The 21,604-nt window shown below is 65.0% G+C and carries 19 protein-coding genes and 2 pseudogenes; 11 read left to right on the plus strand and 10 right to left on the minus strand.

The features are described 5' to 3' along the window. Positions 1 to 50: 50 nt before the first annotated feature. The gene (locus NQV15_RS10795) at positions 51 to 545 is read left to right on the plus strand and encodes a DUF1990 domain-containing protein (protein WP_232399862.1); all 495 of its coding nucleotides are present in this window, start codon (positions 51 to 53) and stop codon (positions 543 to 545) included. A 1-nt stretch (position 546) separates the two neighbouring features. On the opposite strand, the gene NQV15_RS10800 is transcribed toward NQV15_RS10795, so the two are convergent. Then, positions 547 to 930 carry a DUF805 domain-containing protein gene (locus NQV15_RS10800; RefSeq protein ID WP_232399863.1) on the minus strand — a complete coding sequence of 128 codons (384 nt, stop codon included), beginning with the start codon at positions 928 to 930 and terminating at the stop codon, positions 547 to 549. A 115-nt stretch (positions 931 to 1,045) separates the two neighbouring features. After that, positions 1,046 to 2,284: a 13E12 repeat family protein gene (locus NQV15_RS10805; RefSeq protein ID WP_257125042.1), complete on the minus strand. Its 1,239-nt coding sequence runs from the start codon at positions 2,282 to 2,284 to the stop codon at positions 1,046 to 1,048. Between the two features lie 334 nt (positions 2,285 to 2,618). Here NQV15_RS10805 and NQV15_RS18220 point away from each other — a divergent pair. From NQV15_RS18220 to NQV15_RS10830, 6 genes and pseudogenes are all read left to right on the plus strand, one after another. After that, positions 2,619 to 2,735 (plus strand): annotated as a pseudogene (locus NQV15_RS18220) (NERD domain-containing protein); the annotation flags it as partial. A 140-nt stretch (positions 2,736 to 2,875) separates the two neighbouring features. After that, a complete protein-coding gene (locus NQV15_RS10810; protein WP_232399865.1) occupies positions 2,876 to 3,094 on the plus strand; it encodes a hypothetical protein in 219 nt (72 codons plus the stop codon). Between the two features lie 263 nt (positions 3,095 to 3,357). Then, positions 3,358 to 4,392, plus strand: a complete 1,035-nt coding sequence (locus NQV15_RS10815) for a hypothetical protein (RefSeq protein WP_232399866.1) — start codon at positions 3,358 to 3,360, stop codon at positions 4,390 to 4,392. A 551-nt stretch (positions 4,393 to 4,943) separates the two neighbouring features. Continuing rightward, the gene (locus NQV15_RS10820; RefSeq protein ID WP_232399867.1) at positions 4,944 to 5,543 is read left to right on the plus strand and encodes a DUF2510 domain-containing protein; all 600 of its coding nucleotides are present in this window, start codon (positions 4,944 to 4,946) and stop codon (positions 5,541 to 5,543) included. A 162-nt stretch (positions 5,544 to 5,705) separates the two neighbouring features. Next, positions 5,706 to 6,137: a hypothetical protein gene (locus NQV15_RS10825; RefSeq protein WP_232399868.1), complete on the plus strand. Its 432-nt coding sequence runs from the start codon at positions 5,706 to 5,708 to the stop codon at positions 6,135 to 6,137. A gap of 69 nt (positions 6,138 to 6,206) precedes the next feature. Beyond that, a complete protein-coding gene (locus tag NQV15_RS10830) occupies positions 6,207 to 7,670 on the plus strand; it encodes an ADP-ribosylglycohydrolase family protein (RefSeq protein WP_232399869.1) in 1,464 nt (487 codons plus the stop codon). On the opposite strand, the gene NQV15_RS10835 is transcribed toward NQV15_RS10830, so the two are convergent. The 5 genes and pseudogenes from NQV15_RS10835 to NQV15_RS10850 all read right to left on the minus strand — a co-directional run bounded on the left by NQV15_RS10835 (position 7,667) and on the right by NQV15_RS10850 (position 11,678). Beyond that, the gene (locus NQV15_RS10835; RefSeq protein WP_232399870.1) at positions 7,667 to 8,335 is read right to left on the minus strand and encodes a TY-Chap2 family putative peptide chaperone; all 669 of its coding nucleotides are present in this window, start codon (positions 8,333 to 8,335) and stop codon (positions 7,667 to 7,669) included. The two genes, NQV15_RS10830 and NQV15_RS10835, sit on opposite strands and share 4 nt — an antisense overlap. Continuing rightward, complete coding sequence (locus tag NQV15_RS10840; RefSeq protein ID WP_232399871.1) at positions 8,332 to 10,002, minus strand: nuclease-related domain-containing DEAD/DEAH box helicase; 1,671 nt, start codon at positions 10,000 to 10,002, stop codon at positions 8,332 to 8,334. Before NQV15_RS10840 ends, NQV15_RS10835 begins: the two co-directional genes overlap by 4 nt. 13 nt (positions 10,003 to 10,015) lie before the next feature. Continuing rightward, a complete protein-coding gene (locus NQV15_RS10845; RefSeq protein WP_404801333.1) occupies positions 10,016 to 10,660 on the minus strand; it encodes a T3SS (YopN, CesT) and YbjN peptide-binding chaperone 1 in 645 nt (214 codons plus the stop codon). Between the two features lie 256 nt (positions 10,661 to 10,916). Further along, positions 10,917 to 11,132, minus strand: a pseudogene (locus tag NQV15_RS18225) (TY-Chap domain-containing protein); the annotation flags it as partial. An 84-nt stretch (positions 11,133 to 11,216) separates the two neighbouring features. Beyond that, a complete protein-coding gene (locus NQV15_RS10850) occupies positions 11,217 to 11,678 on the minus strand; it encodes a helix-turn-helix domain-containing protein (RefSeq protein ID WP_232399873.1) in 462 nt (153 codons plus the stop codon). A 74-nt stretch (positions 11,679 to 11,752) separates the two neighbouring features. Here NQV15_RS10850 and NQV15_RS10855 point away from each other — a divergent pair, with 74 nt between their 5' ends. The 4 genes from NQV15_RS10855 to NQV15_RS10870 all read left to right on the plus strand — a co-directional run bounded on the left by NQV15_RS10855 (position 11,753) and on the right by NQV15_RS10870 (position 15,218). Further along, positions 11,753 to 13,039: a vWA domain-containing protein gene (locus tag NQV15_RS10855; RefSeq protein WP_232399874.1), complete on the plus strand. Its 1,287-nt coding sequence runs from the start codon at positions 11,753 to 11,755 to the stop codon at positions 13,037 to 13,039. Next, positions 13,036 to 13,863 carry an N-formylglutamate amidohydrolase gene (locus NQV15_RS10860; RefSeq protein WP_257125043.1) on the plus strand — a complete coding sequence of 276 codons (828 nt, stop codon included), beginning with the start codon at positions 13,036 to 13,038 and terminating at the stop codon, positions 13,861 to 13,863. Before NQV15_RS10855 ends, NQV15_RS10860 begins: the two co-directional genes overlap by 4 nt. Next, on the plus strand, positions 13,860 to 14,744 hold the full coding sequence (locus NQV15_RS10865) for an HNH endonuclease (protein ID WP_232399876.1): 885 nt from the start codon (positions 13,860 to 13,862) through the stop codon (positions 14,742 to 14,744). The genes NQV15_RS10860 and NQV15_RS10865 overlap by 4 nt, the downstream gene beginning before the upstream one ends. 162 nt (positions 14,745 to 14,906) lie before the next feature. Next, the gene (locus NQV15_RS10870; protein ID WP_232399877.1) at positions 14,907 to 15,218 is read left to right on the plus strand and encodes a hypothetical protein; all 312 of its coding nucleotides are present in this window, start codon (positions 14,907 to 14,909) and stop codon (positions 15,216 to 15,218) included. A gap of 59 nt (positions 15,219 to 15,277) precedes the next feature. Here the strand turns inward: NQV15_RS10870 and NQV15_RS10875 are convergent, their stop codons facing one another. The 3 genes from NQV15_RS10875 to NQV15_RS10885 all read right to left on the minus strand — a co-directional run bounded on the left by NQV15_RS10875 (position 15,278) and on the right by NQV15_RS10885 (position 21,466). Continuing rightward, positions 15,278 to 18,343, minus strand: a complete 3,066-nt coding sequence (locus NQV15_RS10875; protein ID WP_232399878.1) for a helicase-related protein — start codon at positions 18,341 to 18,343, stop codon at positions 15,278 to 15,280. Positions 18,344 to 18,417: 74 nt separating this feature from the next. Then, on the minus strand, positions 18,418 to 20,187 hold the full coding sequence (locus NQV15_RS10880; RefSeq protein WP_232399879.1) for a phospholipase D family protein: 1,770 nt from the start codon (positions 20,185 to 20,187) through the stop codon (positions 18,418 to 18,420). After that, complete coding sequence (locus tag NQV15_RS10885) at positions 20,180 to 21,466, minus strand: DUF6361 family protein (RefSeq protein ID WP_257125044.1); 1,287 nt, start codon at positions 21,464 to 21,466, stop codon at positions 20,180 to 20,182. The genes NQV15_RS10880 and NQV15_RS10885 overlap by 8 nt, the downstream gene beginning before the upstream one ends. Positions 21,467 to 21,604: the final 138 nt, after the last annotated feature.

Consider the following 21,604-nt stretch of genomic DNA (forward strand, 5'->3'; position numbering starts at 1 on the left):
CTTCGGTCGTGCGAGGATCGGGGAGTCATCGCGAGAGCGTGGAGGTCTAGTTGTCCCATCTGACCTACCCCGAGGTGGGCGCGACGGCCGGCGACCTTCCGGGCGGCTACCACCACATCCGGGCATCCCGCGTGATCGGGCAGGGGCAGGCTGCGTTGAGCAACGCCGCCGCGGCGCTGCTGTCGTGGCAAATGCATGAGCGCGCCGGCGTGCGGAAGATCTCCGGTCCAGCTGGGGCCGTCGAAGGATGCGATCTCGCATTCCGCTGGTTGGGTCTGCGCTTCGAGTGCCGCGTCGTCTCGGTCTTCGACGAGCCGGATCGTCGAGGCTTCACCTACGGAACCCTCCCGCGGCATCCCGAGTGTGGTGAGGAGCAATTCGTCGTCGAGCTCGACCCGCAGACGCAGGCGGTGACTGCCACCATCACTGCGTTCTCGAAGCCGTCGTCGTGGATCGTCCGTGCGGGCGGGCCCGTGCCGAGGATCGTGCAGGCGCACATGACCCAGCGCTATCTGCGGGCGCTGGACGTCACGCGGCCCTCGTGAGTCAGGCCGCTGCAGGCGGCGTGCCGTACGGGGCCAGACCGTCTGCGCCCTTCGGGTTGGGGCCGTACTTATTGTCGGGTGTGCTGTCTGTCGCGAAGAAGACGATGAGCACGATCCAGCCGATGATCGGGATGATGCCGATCAGCTGCAGCCAGCCGGACCTGTCGGTGTCGTGCAGGCGGCGGGCGCCGACGGACAGGCTGGGCACGATGGTGGCGACGATGAGCACCCACTCCAGGATGCTGTTTCCGATGATGAAGTCGATGATGCCGACGACGAACGAGACGATGATCACCGCGAGGGTGAAGAACCAGTACTCCGAGCGGCGGGCGCGCCCCGAGAAGTTGGCGTACTGCGACAGGACGCTGCGTACTGCTTCTTGCATGTTCATCAAAGGGCTCCGGGTGCTGACGGGGACGAGTCCGAGACAACGTAGCGTCACCGACCGCTGCTTCGCGGTGTTTCAACAAACGCCGCGGAGCCCGATGAGTCGTACCGCGTCAGTCAGGTGAGTCCCAGTCCGCGACGGGAAGCGGTTCGGGGGTCCTGGTGTAGGTGTGCCCGGTGCGCGTGGTCCATTCGAAGACCCCGGGCGCGGGTTGTCGCACCCTCAGGTGGCCTTCTGTCTTGAGATTGTGCGCCCGCCGGTTCAATGGTCCGGTGTTGGCGGCGCAGGTCGGGGCTGGCCAAGGATCGCTGTGGTCGGTGTCGCACATGCGCGCCGGCACAGAGCTTGTCGGGAAGACCGACGTTCCGTCCCGGAACTCCAGCACCTGGTCGAGACGGGCCGGAGAGAACCGTCCCAACCACGACACCGTCATGAGGTTGCCGACGTCATCGGTGACCAAGCGGTACAGCAGGCTCTTCTCGTCGACCATCGCGGCTCGGACGATGTGTGCGGGAATCGTGGCCGAGCGGTCGGTCAGCTCGGCGGGAGCGTCGCTGAATCCCATCAGTGATGACAACGGAACCGTGATGCCGACGACCGCGCGGTAGCCCAGGCCTCCTTCGCGCCGATCGAGCAGGGTGTCGACCAGCAAGTCGGCCCGAGCCTGGTCGATCGTGCGGTCGTCCGTCGCTGGTAGCTGGTGCGCTGCCCCAGACAGCCGTTGCATGATCGCGGCGGCGTCGGCGGAGGTGATCTCAGCGGTCATCCGGGTCATGCCATCGCCCAGCGGCCGCAGACCAACCTTGCGGTCACGGTGCGCGATCTCGTGCCGCCGGCGGGACTCTTCTGCTTCGGTGCGCCCGACCCACCTGTCCAGCCATCGGGTCGCCTGGCCCGGAGTGAGGCGAGCGATGCGGTCGACCACTATGTCGTCGAGGGCGGCCACCGAATCGGGATGCACCAGCCGGAAAGCCGCGCGGTCGACGGCGTTCACCGCGTCGGTACTGATCCGACCCTCATGCCAAGACCGCCACACGTTCGGCATGCTCGAGCGCAGCCGGCGGGCCCGCGACACGCGACGTTCGATCGTCGGGACCGGCAGCGTCATCGCCAGGGACAGCTCGTGCACCGCCGACTCGGCCCGCCGACGCCCCTGCGCCGCCCCGCCTATCCGCTCGCCAGCCACCCGCGCCCTGTCGACGTAGTGCAAAAGCTCCTCAGCTTCGGCCGCCTCCATCGACGCCAAGGCCTCGCGGCGCAGCACGATCTGATCGATCACCTGCCGGTTATCCAGTGCCATGGGCTTGCTCCCGATCGCCTTTATTTTCAGTCTAAAGACGACCTCTGACACCCCTTTGAAACCGGGTGAGCCCGCTCAACAGCTACGGTCTCGCCATGACTGAGTAGCCGGTGCAGGACGAAAAGCGAATGCGCCTGCGCTATGCCGGGGCGTGCCGCGTGTGCGGGATCGAGATCCCTGCGAAGGCGGAGGCGATCTACGAGAGAGCCACCAAGACAGTCCGCTGCGCAACGCACGATGTCGAGGTCGGGGTCGACATCGCACCCGAACCAATCGCTGACACGGTGCTCGATCCCGGCACCCCGGGCGCGTCAGCACGACGGAAGTTTGACCGCCGCAGGGCGAGCCGCAGTCAACCGCCGCCTGGGACACGGGCGCCGTTGGCGAAGAGCGACTCGGCGGCCGTCTGAGCGAGCTCAGCTCTGACCGTCTACATGTCCTGCACGATCGCCGGGTACCTGCTTCCCGCGCCAACATCGACCACGTTGCGATCACCCAAACCGGCATCTATGTCCGCCAAAAGTACGCCGCCCGGCCGCACCTCAAGATCGAGGACGGCCTCATTCGTGCCCGCACGGAAAAACTGCTCGGCGGCACGCGTTACTGCGCAAGCTCATCGACGGCGTCCTCAAGCATGTGGAAGTGGTGTCGAAAGCAATCGACGACGACATCCCTGCCCATCCCGTGCTGTGCTTCGTCGAGGCGGATTGGCCGCTCATCGGCTGCTCCTTCAACACCTGCGGTGTGGACGTGCTCTGGCCCAAGAAGCTGTACCCAAAGTTCGTTGCGAAGGGACCGGCCGAGGCCGAGATGCTCGGCGATCTTCACCGGCGCCTCGCTGGCGCACTGCCGCGCGCGTAGCGGCACCTCATCGCTGGGAGCCGCACTCACCAGCTTGCCGTCGCAGACAAAAACGCGGTCCGCCACCGGGCGTGGGGCTTCGTTTCCCGATAACCCCTCTAGTGGCCGTTAGGCAATCTAAAGTCCTTCGAGTGTCCCGCCAACTGATCAAACCGCACGAAGGTCGTTCTTCGGACGCCCGCAAGACGAGCCGCCGTGTGCTATTGACAGCGGGTTTGACGGGAGCCTTGATTTCGTCCGGCGCCCTGCTCGGCGCCAATTATTTGCACGCTGATCCCGCGCGGGGCACTCAAACGGAGGGACTGTTTGCCGACGCACACACCGACGCTGACAACGACGGGCTTTCAGCGCGGGCCGAGCGGCTGGGCTTCACCACTGCGTCTGGCGCCACGTACGTTACCGATCCCGACGTCGCAGACAGCGACCGCGACGGCTTGACGGACGGCGAGGAGGCTGGCGCACGCATCTCCAAGAGCGACACGAGCCTCAGGTATCACGGCATCTCGGATCCTAGAGAGAAGGATACGGACGAGGACGGCGTCACCGACAGCGACGAGTACTTTCTGGGAACAGATCCGTGGTCCGACGACACAGACGACGACGGATTGCAAGACGACGAGGAGTTGGAGTTTGCGTCCGATCCCGTAGTCGACAATCCGGACGCCGATATCTACTCAGACGAGGAGGAAATGGAGCGGGGATCCGCTCCTATGACGTACGACAAGTCCGGGTGGCGAGCCAAACTCGGTGCAGGCCTAACGCTCTTAAAGGTCGCCGTTTCGACGGCCGACAAGCACGCAGCAGGCGGTAGGCTTCGACAAGTCACCACTGCAGTCAAGGTTGCCAAAGCTGCTGGTGTCGCTGCGCCCCTGATTTGGGATGTCCTCAGGAAGCGGGACATGTCGGGCGTCGACACCGACAAACTCCACGATGCCGTCTTTGGCAATGACATGGACGAGCTGGGAGCTGTCCTTGAGGGCGGCCGAAGTTCCTATGTCGCCTTCGTTGGCCGATCATCTGCAGGAAGCCTCGTTTATGTCGGCATCACGAACAACTTCAACGAGTTGTCTGCCAACCACGGCGGGTCGATCACCTTGGAGGTCGTAGGTGGGCGTGGGACTCTGCCACTGGGCCAGGCCAGAGCTGTCGCGGAGGCAGTCATAGGTGGCGCCCATGACCGCATGAGCCACAACGATCTGAAGAATTCTCGGCATGTGATCGACCCGGCCAACAACCTCTACACGCCTGCGAGGCGATGGGGAAGCCAGCAACTCAAGCGCACCGGGTTCGAGTGGTGATCGTTCGGTTGCGTAGCGAGCCTTGCGGCGAGAAGAACACATCCGGTGCGTCGAGCCCCACCAGGTCAACGAGTTGAAGGCTGTCGCCGCCTTCCGTCGCGATGGGACGCGCCGATCTTGACGATCGCGATCGGGGCGTACCACCGGTTGCCGTCACGTCACTTGCGCCTGGATCCAGTGGATGCGGTGACCCTGGACGTAGCCACCGCAGTCGTGGACGGGCGGAATTCCATTCAGTCATGAAGTGCTCGTCTTGGCGTTTTCAGGCGCCGGCCGCATGCCGCCGTCGGGTCCCGCCGACCGCTCCCCTCTGGGCCCCACGTGAGGGACTGCTGGCCAGCCAGCCAAGTGTTTGCCGCTGTCGCTCTTGAGCGCCCTTGTGACCCCGGCAGGAGAATCAGACACACCGCCGGCGTTCACCCTGCTCGAAGTGACCACGTCTCTGGCCCGCTGTGATCACGTCCACTGGGCAGGCGATTTTTAGGGCTGATCGTGCTCGATGCTGGCTCGGCGGGCGGCAAGAGGTGCTGCCCAGCATCGGAGGGACTCCCATGACCGACCACACTCCCAGCGGCTCGACACGGCCCGGCTTCTACCCTGACTCGTCCGGCACCATGCGCTGGTGGGACGGCAGCACCTGGACCGAGCACACGCAGCAGGCTGCTGCCGTCCAGGTCGCACCGGCCAAGAAGAGCCACACCTTCCGCAACGTGATGCTCGGGATCATTGCCGCGGGCGTGTTGGTCATCGCCGGCTGCACTGCTCTGCTCGGAAGCGCGGCCAACGAGGTCGGCGAGTCGATCGAGAAGGAAGAAGCCAAGGACCAGCAGCCGGGTGGGCCCGACAACCCGCTCACCATCGTCGAGGGCAAGAAGTTCTCCGTGCTCGGATTCGACTACTCGGGCGGTTGGAGGATCACCGACGATGGTCTCGGCAGCCCGGACATCAAGGGGCTCAAGGTCACCAACAATCGCGGCAAGAAGGACTCGGCGCTCGTGGAGATCAAGTTCATGAAGGGCAGCGAAGTGCTGGCCGTTGCCAATTGCACGACCGAGCCGGTCGCCGTCGGTGAGACCACCACCCTGTCGTGCTTCAGCGCGGACGAACTGCCGAAGGCGTACGACCGCATCACGATCAACGACTCGTTCTGAGTGCCGATGACTGAGCCCGATCCCGCGACCCGCACCACACGGGTCTGTCGCAAGTGCAGCGTCGCCACCAGCTTGGCCGGTGACTTCTGCCCGAGCTGTGGCGCTGGGTACGTCCGGCGCTCGCGTCGGTCGTCGCGCAGGACCACGCTGGTCACTCTCTCCGTGCTGGTGCTCCTGGGCGCTGCCGGTTCCGCGCTTGCCGTCAAGCAGCATCGCGACGACCTCGCAGCCGACCGCGCGGCTGCAGCTGCTGAACGCCAGGAGAACCGCGCGGCCAATGCTGCCGCTGATGCTCAGGAGGAGGCGAACGAGACCGAGCGCGCGTCGCGCCGCGACCTCATCGAGGCCCTTCAGGAGCAGATCACGAAGGATGCCAAGAAAAAGGTCGCCGACGACCTGCTGGACGGCCCGATTCTCTACTCGAGTTGCACGGCAACGGGTGGCGGCTCAACGGACGACCTCACCGCGCTCACCGGGACGTTCGAGTGCATCGCGGTCAACAAGGAGAACGACGACGGCACCGCGTCGGGGTACCGGTACGCCGGAACGGCCGAGTGGGACAGCGGTTCGATCACCTGGAAGCTGGGCGGGTGAGCAAGCGGGCCTTCCTTTTCTGTCTGCACCGGACCTTATGGTCGAAATGACTCGAAGGAGGTGGTGCGAATGAAGATCTCATTCCACCCCGATCGTGCCGCGGGCGTCCTGCTCGGACAGGCGTGCGGCGACGCACTCGGCGTGCCGTACGAGTTCGGACCCGCCCTGCCGGCGTCGTTCGAACCTCGGATGGAAGGCGGCGGCCCGTTCGGCTTCGACCCCGGCGAGTACAGCGACGACACCGCAATGGCAGTCTGCATCGCCGAGGTCGCCGCCACCGGCGCTGACCTCACCAGCGGCGCCGCGCTCGACGAGATCGCTCATCGGTTCCTGGACTGGGCCGCGGACGCCAAGGACGTCGGATCGCAGACGCGAGCCGTGTTTGGCGCAGCTCGCAGCGGCACCGGATCGGCTGGCACCCGTATGCTCGAGGCCTCCCGCGCTCACGGCGCTGCTCACCCCGGTCGGGTCGGCAACGGCGCCCTCATGCGGACGGCGGTCGTCGGACTCTCCAGGCTCGACGACCGAGAATCCACCGCTGCCGCCGCCAAGGCCGTCGCCGAGCTGACCCACGCCGATCCGCTCGGCTGGGAATCGTGCGTGCTGTGGACCGAAGCCGTACGACGTGCCGTCAACGGCGACGGGCTTCACCTGCTCGACGGCCTGGACCTGCTCCCATCCGCACGTCGGGACCGGTGGGCCGCATGGATCGAGGAGGCGACCGATGTCGACCCCCGCACCTTCGCCAAGAACGGATTCACCGTCTGGGCGCTCCAGGCGGCATGGGCAGCAATCAGCTGGATACCCCAGATCGAGCTCGACACCTCCAGCGGCGCCTTCCCCGCCCAGCACCTGGCCGAGGCCACCAAGAACGCGGTGCGTGCCGGCGACGACACCGACACGGTCGCCGCGATCGCTGGCGGCCTACTCGGCGCCCACTGGGGACAGTCGGCGGTGCCGCTGGAGTGGACGCGGCGCGTGCACGGCTACGGCCGTCACCGCGCCTCCGGGTTGGTGTCGATGGCCCATCGGACAGCACTGCGCGGGACGTCCCCAGCGGACGCCTGGCCGTTGTCCGAGCGGATAACCACGCCGGAATACGTCTCCGCCCGTCCCGTCCGTGCGGCGCACCCGCACGACGACGGCGTCATCCTTGGCAGCTACGGCGTACGCGACCATGGCTGTGACGCGATCGTGTCCCTCTGCCGGATGGGCACGGCTGACTTCGCACCAGCCGGGGTGAACCGGGAGGACCACGTCATGGTCCGCCTGGTGGACCGCGAGGACCCGGACGAGAACCCGCACCTCGACTTCGTCATGGCCGACACCGCCAGGACGATCAAGACGCTGCGCGACGAGGGCAAGCGAGTCTTCGTCCACTGCGTCGCCGCCCACGCCCGGACGCCCGCCGCCGGCATCGCCTACTCCCGGCTGCTCGGCATCCCGCTCGAGCGGGCGCGGACGGACATGGCACGCGCTCTGCCGGGCATGCGCGGCAGCGGCGTGCTGTGGGACTCGATCGAGCGCTTCTAGTTCATCCACCGCGGCATGGTGCGAAGCAGCAATGCGTTGATCGACCCCGCCTCCAGATACTCATTCTGGAGATCGAACGCCTTGTCTGCCGTCCACATATGCCCCGACGGCGAAAGGGCGGCAACTGGGCGATGCTCATCTCGCTGGCCGATGAATAGGGGCTCGATCGGATACGGTCGGGCATCGTCGCCGGTCCACCGGGCACCTGCCGGGATGAGACGATCACTGCCTTTCCATCTCCTTGGCCCGCCCGCGATCCACGCATCCCGCGCCCCAATCGAACTAACGAGAAACTGGCCCACAAGCCTAAGTGCCAAGCTTGACGGCGTGGACGCGGGAAGCCCGCCGACCGTTGATTCCAGGCCGATCATTTGCTCAAATCGGATCAGCCAGTCCCGAGGGTCTCGTCCACCCTCGTAGGCTTCACGCCACGACATATCAGCTTCTGCGCCGCCGACCCATGACCGCGCGGTAGAGCCGGGGAGTCCGATGATCCCCAAAGGCGCACTCGAGGGGTCTTGCAGGTTGATCAGAAACGCTTGCTCACTTCCGACACTGTGCTTTTCAGTTCGTACCCACAACTGGCCCGGGTGCCGCCGAACCAGTTCAGCGATAAGCCTCCAAGCCATCGCCTCCCTGACATGCTCCTCGAACTCGCCACTCACAGTGAGCTCCCGCGCAGTCTCTTCAACACAGCCGGCCCTCCGACGTGCTCGATGTGCGTCGGGTCGCCGCACACCACCAGCAGATCGCGGGCACGCGACAGTCCGACGTAGAGGCGCTCCTTGGCACGATCGCGGTCCGGCGCCTCGTTGACGGCAAGGATCACGGCGGGGCGCTCGAGCCCTTTGAAGCCGGAGACGTGACCGTAGAAGACCTGGTCCTTGTCCCAGAAGGAGTCCCAGTAGGTCTCCCAGCCCTCCTCCTGACGCGCCTTCTGCTCAGGATGGCGAGGTCCGGTGGTCAGCACCGCGATGTCGGACGGCTGCCAGCCCTCGTCGATCAGCTGGTCGACCATGTCGTCCGCGCGGTCCAGCGCGTCGTCATAGGTGCACTCGATGAACCGAACCTCCTCGCCATCGTGCTCGCTGACCCGCAGGCGGTTGGGCGCCATCGGCGAGAAGGCCTTGGATATCTGCTTGGTGTTGCGCAGGTTGCGGTCGAGGATGAGCGGCACGAGTCCCGCCGGTGAGTCGCCGAAGCGCTGGAAGATGCGCTGGCCCTCGTCGGTGAACACGTAGAGCCCACTGTCTTCGTACTTCAGCGCCTCGAGGACGACGGGCCACCAGGAGTCGGCGAAGTCCTGCGCCTCGTCGATGACGATGGCGTCGAAGAGCTCTCCCCACTCGCGCTGCCGGACGAGGTCAAGCATCTCGAGCGGCAGTCGGGTCTCCCAGAAGTCCGAGTCGTTGTCGTCGCCCTCGGTGGCGCCCCACTCGGCGCCGAGCCCGTGGAACGTGCCGACGTAGGCGGGCTGCTCCTTGTGGCTGAACGTGCTGAGCCGCCGCTTCATCCAGACCGACAGCCCGCGCGAGTAGCTCATCAATGCGACCCGCTGCCCCTGCTTCGCGAGCCGCCTCGCCTGCTCGACCGCGAGCCACGTCTTGCCGCTGCCCGCTCCCCCGCGGATCTCGACCTGGTCGACGTGCGCGATGAAGTCCAGAATGCGTGACTGCTCGAGACTGAGCCGTTCGATGACGTCGTCGTGATCGGCGACCCGGTCCGCGACCTCGTCGGACGGCAGGATCGCCGAGATGCGCTGCGGGAGGAACCTGCCCTGAAGGGCCTCGTGGATCGCCACGATGTCCATCGCTTCGCACGGACGTGCCTCGCGCTCCTGCAGCACCAGCATGTTGCGCATGCGGCTCACCAGGTCACTCATGTCGTCCCGGTCGACGACCATCCAGCGGTGGCAGTCAGGCATGTCGAACTGGGGCTCGAGGCGGACGTTCGGCAGCACGATGCCGTGCGCCCACAGGATCGGCCGCTTGCCGGCCCAGGCCATCGAGTCCTCGACCCACTTCTTGAGGATGTGCTTGGCCGTCATCGCCTGCTCGACGGGATCGCGACGCTTCACGCCGTCGGGTAGCTCTTGGTACCAGGAGCCGTTCTCGACCCAGACCCTGCCGCCCTTGACCTCCAGCACGACCACACCGAGCCCGTGGAACACCACCGCGATGTCGAGCTCGTAATCGCGTTCGTGGTCGGTGAAACGCTGGTTGGCGATCAGCAGGTCGTCCTCACCAAGCTGGTCGCGCAGCGCCGTCCAGACCCGCTGCTCGGCGCCGCTGGCGAACTTGGGTTCTTCTGGCCAGAGCATGGGAGTCGGCATGTCTCGCATCTTGTCAGGCAACGGGGTCGCTCGCTCGGAAGTCGGTGAGAGTCTCGTCGTCCAGCACCTGCCCGAGCGCCGCCGCGACACTTCGCCAGGCGAGGTGCTGCTCGACCAAGGCGATCTGCGCCGGTCCGTGATCGGTCTGCGCCGCCTTCTTATGCGCGCGCTTGCTCGCCCTCAGCGCCTCATGCCGCCAACGACGCAGCACCGGCGGGTTGTCGTCGGTGAGGCTGCGGGCCAGGTCGATCACACCCTGCCGGTCGTGGTGCCGGCCGTAGAGCACGAGCAGCCCGGGTCTCAGGCCGTCCGGGGCGGCCTTCGGCTTCATGGCGGCGAGCTTGTCGCGCACGGCGGGCGCCTCGTCCTCCAGGTAGCTATAGGTCGACTCGATCGCACGGTCGAGGTGCTCGGGGCAGAACGGCTCGGCGTTCACGGTGGTGGACATGATCAGGCTGTCCCCTGCCAGCGAGAAGCAGTAGAAGTGGAACGAACCGTTCAGTGCGTCGAGCAGCTTGCGTCCCCTCCGTGCGTCGACGCCCTCGGCGACCACGGCCCACACCTCGATGATCGGTCGGGTGCTGCTCAGGCGGATGTCGACGTTGTGTCCTCGTCGGCACAACCCGACCGACCCGTCCTCGCGCTTCGGGGGAACGATCCCGAGGCGCCAGGGTGCGGTCGACCCACCAGACCAGCTCGTTGTGCGACGTCGCCGTCACCGCGTCGGGCAGCCCGTCCAGCGTCATCCCGGGAGCGTCGGATGCTTCCAGAACCAGATCGCCCTCGATTACCTCGACGAAGGACGGACGCGATGCGCCTGCGGCCTGCAACACCTGGCTCAGCGCCAAGACGTACTCGTCGATGTCGGCCCTGGGGATGCGACCGAAGTCATCGTGGGGGGCCCCATCGCGGTCGAGCCCGTCATCCCACTGCCACTCCGCAATCAGCTCGTCGTCTCCGCTCGCGATGATCACGACGTAGCCCGTCATCTCGCCCGCGCGATCGAGCAGTCCCAGGCACACGCCGTCACCATCCCTCATCGCTTCCAGGTGATCAGCGAGTCGTACGCGAAAGTCCAGCCAGCCGGCTTGGACTCCTTGCGCCACCACCAGTTCGTCATGACTGGTCATCAGGTCCCCTTCCGTCGTCCGTCGAGAACGACGCTACGGACGGGGACCGACATTTTTATGCAAACCGCATTGATCCAGCGGTGGTCAGCGGTCGCGCTGTTCCATCATGCGATGCATGGCGCGTTTCTGGACCTCTGCCAGGACGTCGAGCCGCTCGGAGGAATCGAACTCCTCGAGCAGGTCGATGATGTCACCGATCAGGTCCTCGCGTGAGCCGGGCGCACCCGACGACCCGTCTCCAGCAGAAGCCGCGAGGCGGGCACCGGTACGAGCGCTGAGCAACTGATCGGAAAAACGCTCTGCTTCCTGCACTTGGGAGCGGTCCTTGGTATCTCCCGGAATGGTCCGCTCGAGGTCCTCGACGCTGATGCCGAGCGCTCCGGCGATGGCGCGCGCTGCGTTGCGCGAGGGCTTGCGCAGCCCGGTCTCCAGCTGGGAGATGTACGGGTAGGAGAGCTCGGACGCCTCAGCCAGCTGGGAGCGCGACATGTGCAGGCGGTCGCGCTGCTCCTTGATCACTCGCGCGAACGGCGGAAGCGTGGTCATCGAATTTGCTCCTTGCATAATCTATGCTGGTTGCATTATGCTGCTTGCACAAGCCTAGCCGAAAGGAGCCGAGTATGGAACTCAACACTCGCCTCGACCGGGACCGCTACACGTGGATGTCCCCGGCACCCAGCGATCGTGCATCGATGCTGGTCGAGATCACCTCGCCCGAGCTCCCCCGGAGCGAACACCCCGTCCCGACCCACCTGGTCGTCGTCCTCGACCGCAGCGGATCGATGGATGGCGCGCCGCTCGATCACGCCAAGGACGCCCTCTGCGACGTGGTCGACCGACTGGCACCGACCGACACCTTCGGGCTGGTGACGTTCGACAACCAGGTCGACGTCATCGTTCCCGCTGGTCCCGTCACAGACCGCGGCCAGCTCAAGGCCAGGATCCGTGCCATCTCAGCCGGCGGATCGACCGACGTCGCAGCAGGGCTCGTCCGTGGTCTCAAGGAGGCCCGTCGGCTGGAGACGACCGAAGGCGCCCGGGTGCTGCTGGTCAGCGACGGTCACACCAACCACGGAGTCGTCGACGCTGCGGTGATCGCCCAGCGCGCCGGGCAGTTCCTCGAGCACCGCATCACCACGTCTGTCCTGGGCATGGGGCTCGGCTACGACGAGATGCTGCTGGAGTCGATCGCCAAGAGCGGGGCCGGCAACAACTACTTCGCGCAGGAGTCCGGCGACGCGGTGGAGGCGATCGCCGCCGAGTGCGGCGAGCTGCTCGCCCAGCGCTTCCTCTCCGTACGCCTCTCCGTCACGCTCGGCAACGGCGTCAAGGATCTGCGCGTGCTCGGCGACCTGAACGCCCGTCCCAACGAGGCCGGCGTCGTGGTCGAGCTCGGCAGCTTCACGGCCGACCAGATGCGCAGCGTCGTCATGCAGTTCACCCCCAAACAGGCCACGAAGCCGGGACGCCGCAAGGTCGCCACGGTCCGTGTGTCGTACGTGCTGGCCGACGACCTGCAGGACTACTCCGTCTCGCACACGGTGTGGGCCAACGTCGCCGGACCCAACGACCGCCCCGCCAAGGTTGATCGCGAGGTCATGGCCGAGGTCGTCTTCCAGGGAGTCCAGCTGCACAAGCGTCGTGCGACGGACGCCGTCCAGTCTGGCGATCTCGAGGCGGCCCGCCGCCGGTACGAGCGGGCCCTGAGGATGATCCGTCGCCACTGGGCCGAGATCCCCCTCGAGCGTCGCGCGGAGTTCGAACAGGATCGCGCCTTCATCGAGAAGTCGCTGCGACGCCTCGACGAGCCGACCGCGGACGACATGCGGTTCATCGGCAAGGCCATGACCGCCAACCTCTCGATGAGCATGCGCACCCGTGACCGGCGTCGCTCCCCCGGCGCGTGACCGTGCGCGAGCGGGCCCACCGCGTCATCCCCGGCGACGCAGAGTCGCACGTCATCATCCACGTCCCCCACTCCTCCCGCGTGATCCCGCGGGAGGTGCGATCGCACATCTTCCTCGACGACGCTGCTCTGGGTCGCGAGCTCGACGCGGTCACGGACGCCTTCACCGACGTGATCGCCGAGCACGCCGCGGCACGCGCGTCCGTCCGCCCATGGCTGTTCATCAACGACTTCTCGCGCCTGGTAGTCGACCCCGTGGGCGCGGGAGTCGTCCACACCCGCACGTCGGACGACTTCCTCCTGCGCGAGGTGTCGGACGACGAGATCTCGGGGCTCGTCGTCCGACACCTCGCGCCGTACGCAGCAGCGTTCACCGAGCTGGTCACCCAGCGTGTGGAGGCTACGGGTGAGGCGACGATCATCGACCTTCACTCCTACCCGCTGCACCCGCCGTCATACGGGCGGCACGGCGACGGACCGCGGGCCGAGGTCCGCTTCGGCACCGACGACTTCTACACGCCCCACTGGCTCGTCGCGAACGCTCAGAAGGCCTTCGGGCACTTCGAGGTTGACCTCCACTCCTTCGCCGGCTGCTACGTACCGCTCAAGCAGTACCGCAGCGAGGATCGGGTCAGCGCTCTCATGATCGAGCTGCGTCGCGACCTCTACATGGACGAGACGTTCGGACTGGTCGCACCGGCGCTCGAGCCGATCATCTTCGCTCTTGCCGGGTTGCTTGACACCGTCGAGCCGGATGATGGTTCGTGGACGACGAACAACCGCTCAGCCGGACCGAACAACGACCTAGCGCAGGAGAAGATGTGAGCCAGATCCCCGAGCCGAACGAGGCCGCCCCCATCGGCGAATTCGTGCGTCGTCATCTCCCGCAGATTCTGGAGTACTGCCGGCAGCACCCGGAGGAGTTGGTGAACCTCCAGGACAAGGCATACTCCCTCGCCACGTTTCGTCAGAGTCGCCCAGTCCTCGCCGTCGCTCCAACCGACCAGCGACTCAGCCGATACTGGGGTGACAAGTCATCTGAGCCCTTTGGCAGCAAGGGCTTCAGGGTCACCTCGGAGTGGGTGAAAGAGCTGCATACAGCACACTTCGTCGTCTACTTGCGGGAGAAGGGCATTACCCCGGTCGGCGTCAGCGAGGACTTCGTTGCGTGGGCCGAGGACACCGTCGCTGAGTTCGGCTCCTCCGGTTCGGCGCCTGGTGGTCCGCGCTACCGCTCTTACGCGCTCGGCGTGGCGCAGAACGCGTTGGTGCGGTATCTGCTCAGCAATGTCGGTTACGAGAGATTTAGTGAGGTGGACTGGCGCACCGTGAGAGATGAGGACTTCCACGGCGCGTGCGCGTACTGCGGACAGGCGGGCACAGTGACGCTCGATCACGCCGTTGCCATCAACCGCATCCACTTGGGCGAGCATCGACTCGGCAATCTGGTTCCCGCTTGCAGCAGATGCAACGAAGCGAAGAGCAATAAGGACTTTCGACACTTTCTCAGTACCAAGTTCGAGGACGATCCGGTTTACGCGTCAACTCGCATCGGACTCATCGAAGCTCACGCGTCGAAGCTCAACTACCGGCCGATCGGCACCAACGACGACGTCACAGCGTTGATCGAAGAAGCACGAGCCAAGCTCAAGGAGGTCGCCGACCACTACTTGGCGCTTATCAACAGCAGAGTCAACGGCCCCTGACGAGCTCGCGGGCCCTTGGAAGCAAGGAACCGCTGTCATCCAAGAAGGCACGCCTCGGACAACCAGGATGCACTTCACTCTTCCCGCGAAAACCTCTTGTCGCCGAGCGTTGTGGGGTCATCCCGCAAATTCCGGCATGCCGCCGCACGTACGATTGCCTGCATGACCGAGGGCCTATTTGATCTGGGTGACGAACCTGAGCCGCGTGACGAAAGCGTGCCGGCGCGGGCACGCGATGAACAGGTCCAGATCATCCGTAATGGGCTCGACGACGCTGGGCTCGTGTCGCAGGACGACCGTCGGGAGTTTGTCGAGTCCGTGATTCTCTCTGAGGTCAGCTCGTTGAGGGCTTTGACAGCCCTTCAGGCCCGTCGAGTAATCGATCGTCTCAAAACACAGCATGGGGCATCCAAGGACACAGATGGAAGCGCCTGGGACAACCGGGAACGCGACACCTGGATCGACAAAATGTGAGTGCGCAATCTCAACCACATCGGATCTTGACGCGACCTTGTTCGTTCGACCGCACTGCGTCAGTTGCCTGCCGCTTCGGCTCGGGGGCTCGTGGTTGCCGACCCCGTGACGTGATGGTCGGGCACGCGGGGTGAAAGGTCCATTGACATCGCTTCGCGCATCTTCGCCTGGTCATTCGGATCGAGTTGCGCGAGCACCTCGAGGATCTCGCTCTGCCGCGGCTGGCCCATCGTCATGCGATAGAGACTCGTCGCCTCCACAAGCCGGTCGAGCCTTCCCTGCTCGCGGCTCATAGGCAACATGGGCACGAGTCGCTGAATAGTCGATCTGCCCGGGAAGATCCACCACGGCGACAGCCCTCCATCGGATTCGCCAACGTGGGAAAAGGCTGAAGTCCACGGGTCGTTCGTCGGGTCGAAGGTCGGATCCGACAAGACCCAGTCTGCGACGTTCTTGCGCACGGCGTGATTCTTGTACCGATGAACCCTGCCTTCGCGTTGCTCGAGGTCGACCGGATTGTTCGGCAGGTTCCAGTGCACGATCGCGTGCGCGTAGTAGTGAAAGTCCAGACCTTCCTGGCCCACAGACGTTGAAACCAGGACGAACGGGCGGAACGGTGAGTTGAAAGCGTTTCGCACGTCGGTGGGGTTCTCCCCGTCGGCCGTGTCACCACGCGCCTGTCCATAACGCATCGCGAAGTGGGTGCGGATGGCATCCCGCGGCAGCTTCTGTGCCGGCTTGCCGTTGAACCGGTCCGCGTACGCCAGTCCGTCTGAAAGACGAAGCACGCGCGAAGCGTGCCCGGCAACGGCACTCAAGGATTTCAACCCACCGCCAGCAGATTGACGCCTGATGCGTTCCTGGTCCGGGAGTAAGTCGAACCACTCGTCGACCACCGCGTTGAGTCCGCCGTCGAGGCAGTGGTCGACCACGTCGTGCCAGTAGTCCTGTTGGCTGGCCCCTCCCCTGCTGATCAAGGAGTCCGCCTCGGGGCTGTTGAAGAGAGCACGGAACGACCATGCAACCCCAGCAGCCTGACGGAGTACCTGGGTGTGTTCGATCTGCCATTCGTGGCGAGCCACCAATCGCTCAAGCCCTCGCAGGACGCTGACGCCCGGGCCGGCCAGCGCCAGCTTCGTCAGGACGTCCACCAGGTCGTCGGGGGGACGTCCCCATGAGGCCGGATCATTCCTCCGTCGGCGTAGCTCATCTAGCAGCCGAGAAAGTTCCCGCGAGTCGATCTTGGCACCTTGGGTGAAGTCCGAGCTTGTGAGTTGCTTCAGATCTTGATCAAGGTGCAGCATCACGGCGGCATACCAGATAGTGCGTGCCGGCCCACCGTGGTCGGCCCTCTCAAGCAGTGGAGCAATCGCCTCGGCGATCATCGCGCTTACGTGACGTTCAGCAACGAGACGATCAACGGGCAACGACAAGCCCAGATCTGAAGCAATGGCGATCGGATCTCCCAGGCGAGCCAGGAATCGACTCGGAAGGTGAAGTGCCAGCGTCGTCGGCGTGTCCGCCACCAATCGGCCACTGAACTTCTTGCGTGCTTCGCGATACTTCACGTCAGGGCGGTGATGGCGTCGCTCGAACTCGAAACTGGTCATGGCAGCGACCGCCTTCGGCACGACCGTCCACCCGGAGAAGAGCAGTCGCTTGGTCATTCCCGAAGACCTGGCCTGGTGGAACTTCTTGCCGAGCGTCGTCTGAGGCATGGCCGGCGGGATCCACAGCAGGTCGAAAGCGTTATCACTCGCCAGGTCGTCGAGCAACCAACGAAGGCGTCCGTTGAGTGGGTCGATCTTCTTGTATCCCTCGAGTGCAGCGAGCGTGAGCGGCTGCCTGCCGCGCAATGCCGTCGCCAAAGACTGGTCGCCGTTCCGCAGCCGCTGCCGAATCACTGACTTGACGTTGTAGTCATCCATGAAGTTGAACAGGTACGGCGCCGACTTCCAGTACTCGACCATCGAGGGCACTCCACGCAGTGTGCTCGCTACGCCGTCGACGTCGATGAATGCCTCGACGTCGGCCTTCGTCACCTCGCAATTCACTCGTGCCGACTGGGTATTCAACATGCCACCACGGTCCTGCGTCGCGGCGAGCCGCTCGGTGCGCACCATGACGCTGCGTAGCAATGACTCGACCTCGCGAGAAGCGGCGCCCAGTCGGGCGGTGGATCTCCGCTGGAGCAACCCGGTCCGGATCTCTTCGAGACCACGTGTGAGCGTGGTGAGCTCCTCCTGGCGATCCGGACCGAGAAGGAAGCGGACCGTGCGCTCGAACCCCTCAAAGTGGCTTTCCTCGTCTGACGAGTTGGTCAACATCTTGTAAGGCGTGGCAGAAAGCAGAAGGACCCGGGCGTTGGAGCCTTGCAGCAGCAGGTTGGCCAGCTCGCCGTCCTCACCCTTCGCGTCGAGGACGTCAGTGAACTTCTGGAACTCGTCAAGGATGATGAGGTCCGGGGTCAGGAAGCCGATGCAGCACTTGGCCAGTTCCCGCCGCATGGCCGAGATCAGTGGCCGATACCTCGAGTCGTCCGGAATCCGCCGACCGTCGGTCGCATGATCGAGTCGCTCTAACAGGCCGGCGCTCCGAAGCTGCGCCACAAAAGACCGAACAAGGGCCTCTGGAATAGGTTTCGCCCGTAGGTGTTTCTCTGACCCCGCAAAGTTCTTGGTGCCGAGGCTGAAGAGATCCCAGGCACGTGCCCGCTTTGTGATCGATGGGACGCCGGCGCGATCGGACAGGATCCGATAGAGCATGGCACGCTCGCCAGCTTTGCCTCCGGCGTGACCGAAGGTGAGCGATGTGGACGGCGTGAAGGCGAGCACGTTGACTGCGCCGAGGTCGTTGAGCGCCGCAGGCAGCATCGTGATGCGGTCAACCAGATTCCGCGCGCTGCCCGGAAACACCATCAAATCTTCGACATTTTGGCGGGCGATCTGCTGGTTCGAGCAGATGTACACGATGTCGATCCGACCGACGTCAGGTTTGTCCCATAATCGCTTGACGGTCTCGGCGACGAGTGATCGTGCAATTTTGGTCTTGCCGAGGCCGACCTCGTCAGCAACCAAAAATCGACGCTGGTCCCGCTCAAACATCGCATCGACGACGGTCTCCACCGTGCGTTGCTGGAAAGGCTTGAGCCCGGAGACTGCCCGCTCAAGCTCAGCGGCGGGCAACTGTCCCCGCCCCCTCATCGTCTTCCCTTTCGTGCTGAACGCACCGCGTCCCAGAGCTGGCGAAACTCGGGCGGTGTGAGGCCAGCTAGCTCTGGGTTTGACTCCAGATGACGCAACGTCGATTCGAGAGACTCGAACCGCTCGGGCGCGCGGGAAGCCGTGGTGACGAGATCTTCGAGCAGCCGGTCCTCGGGTTTAGCCGACCCCCACCGCCCCCCGGACCGCTCGCCGTCTCCATCTCCACCCGCCAGGAAGGGCAGGTTCCAACCCAGCAGCGCACCGAGGTACCTGAGGAAGTCATCACGGGTCCGAATCGCTAGGGCGATGGTCGACTCCTTGCGGCCTTCGGGGTCGCCGGTCATCGTCGCCCGAACCAGGACGCTGTGAGACTTGGCGGCTAGTTCCACGCGAAGCACGACGAACGGTGTGATGTGGCGAGTTGTCAGGCCCCCCCATTTGGCACTGCCGCGAACCACCGCCTGCACGTCGTTTGGCAGCGACAAAATGTGCGCCGTGACCGTGGCGTCCTCAGGCAAGACATCCAGGACGGCGGTGAGTTCCACGTCAAAGGTTTCACCTAGGTCTGTCAGCACAAGGTGCACCTCGCTGGAAGCCAGCGCGTAGGCCAGGTGCTCAGCATCAGAGATCTCGACTTCCTCGCTTCCTGCGGAGGAGGGGTCCGGTGCGTACGCTTCGACGAAGCTTGCCAGGTTGTTCTTGGGAGCCTTGAGGTTCAGCAGACGATCAACGCCGACCTCAGCCCGAGGTCCCGTCAATTCCACCATCAACTCGTAGTTGGTCGTCATGGCGGCGTCGGTGAGGTTGGCCGACCCCATCCAGACTGTTGAGAAGCGTGCGTGATCTTGGATGAAGGCCTTGGCGTGCAGCCCTCGGTGCGCGGGACGTGCTGTCACATCCTCGGTAACGTCAACCAGCTCGTCGAGTGAGTCTTGGACGTCCACGACGACGTCGCGCAGTCGGAACGTCTTGTCGGCCGCTCTCAAACCGGAAGCAGCCGAATCCAGAGACGACCGCCTCGAGACGACTCCTGCCCAGGACTTCCCGGTGGTGAGAAACTCGCTGGTTGCGGGGGCCGTGAGGAACGGCGAGATCGCCAGTGCGCGGTCGCAACTCTTTGCGAAGAAGACGCTTTGCGGTCCGGGCTTCAGGGCCACAGTCCGGCCGGATGTGAACGGTGACGGCAAGCTGAGGCGAGCAACTTTTAGGCTCTCCAGCAGGCCGCGCAGCATGGCCCGCTGGGGGGCAGGCATCTTTCGTGCGCTGGCTCTGGGCAGTCCCCCGAGCAGACCTTCCAGTTCCGAGGTGTCGAGCCGCGGGCCGTCGGCGCCGTCCTCGTCGAATCGCGCCATCACGTCGAGCGCGCGGTCGAACGTGAGGTTCCGGCTGAGCACGATCACGCGGTGGGTGGTGTCGTCGCCCTTGCTGAAGCGCACGACCCAGACTTTGGGATGGAAGATTCCTCCGCCCGGCTTCTTGATCTCAACGACCGATCCTTCGATGAAGGTTAGAGCGGGTCGATAGGAGCTTGGGATCCCGATGGCCCCTGCCTGGCAGAACATGATCGTACGGTCTGCGTACCGACGGATCGTCTCGAGCACATCGGCAGGCTGATGTTGCTCCGCGGTCATGGTCGCCGAGACCGGAACAGCCAGCAGAGTCACGAGGTCAAGCGTGAAGGTCGTTCCGACCGCCACGTCGAGCTCGTAGCCTCGCGGCGGCCTGAGTGCGTCAAGCAGCAGCGCGGTGTCGTCGAGGTCAAGCATTGGCGGCAAGCCCTTCGCAGACGTCGCCGATGACTCGACGAGCGACGACCCAGTTGTAGTCAAAGTTCATTAGGCCCGACTCTCCGCCCCAGGTCCGCAGCAGCTCCGTGTTGTTGATCCGAGCACGACCGGGCTTCAGAAGCGCCTCGCGTTGGGTCACCAGCCGCGCGGCCGCGTCGCTACTCCGGAGGTCAATCGGCGACTCAGCCAGACGTTGCCAATCGCTGAGGAAACTATGCGCGCGGCGCAAGCGGTGAATGCTGGCGCCCGGGGCGCGTCGCCTCTCGAGCTCCGACCTGGCCCAATCATCCAGCGCACCTATGGTCTCCGGGGTCACCGGGTCAGAGCGAAACTCGGCCGCCCATGCCGTCAGCGACTCGTCATGCCGGTCGACGTATTCGTCCCGATCTGGCGCGTGGGCCGGCATGCCCGTTGCGCACAGGTAGTTGTACAGAATGCGGGCGCCGTAGGCGACGCGGTTGAGTTCGCTCCCCAGATAGACGACGTGCCTGGTCGCAGCCGGCATCGATTCAAGCGCCTCGTGCTCCCCCGGCCGGTGGGCGTCCCGCAACCGCTCGAGCGCACCAACAGGATCCGCCTGCGACTCGGTCAGGAGCCAGTGGATCAGCGAACGACGGTCTGGTTCCACGTGCCTTTCCGCATCGCGGAACCGTTGCGCCAGCCAGTCGGCCTCCTCGCGTGTGAAGGCGAAGCCGCGGTCGAGCGCAATCGGCGGCAATTCCCGCCATGCAGTGTTCGATTCGGTGTCGACGTCATCGTCAGATCGAAACCCCAATGCGCCTCGCGCTGCGGCCTTCGACTCGGCTACCTCCTCGAACAAGGCCCGCCGTGATGCAGCGCCAGGGCCGTGAACGATGTCTAGTCGCCGGAGCAAACCCCAATAGGCGTCGCTCGGGCGGCGCGTATCGGCTCCGCCGCGACGACCGATGATGCCCCGATCGCTATCCCCACTCTGATCGGCCCGGTAGAAGTCCAGAAGAGTCGAGATCAATCGCACTTCACGCCGTTCGGCCTCGGCGGCCACGCTGTCTGCAGAATCGCCACTGAGCGACTTGAAATCGTGCGGGATGAAGAGCAGATACTTCGCTCTGGTGTGAAGGACCGTGAGTCCGGGGTGCAAAGCTCCCGTGATGAGGTCACGAAAGACGCCCAAGCCCAACTCATCGATCGCTGACGTCTCGTTCAGCGCGGCCACGAGCAGCTGCGTCTGGCGCTGTTGGTCCGCGTCGAACGCCAGCCACGCCACGCGACTCGGCACGTTCTACTGCTTCTCTGCAGACTTCATGAATCGGCGCTCTCGGGCCGGCAGCCCCACCCGCGGCACCACGCCTCCCCTGCGTAGACGGCCTTTGCTGCAATCGCCGGCCCAGGAAGGTCGAGTCCGATCACGTACACG

The sequence above is a fragment of the Aeromicrobium wangtongii genome, assembly GCF_024584515.1.
Lineage (GTDB): Bacteria > Actinomycetota > Actinomycetes > Propionibacteriales > Nocardioidaceae > Aeromicrobium > Aeromicrobium wangtongii.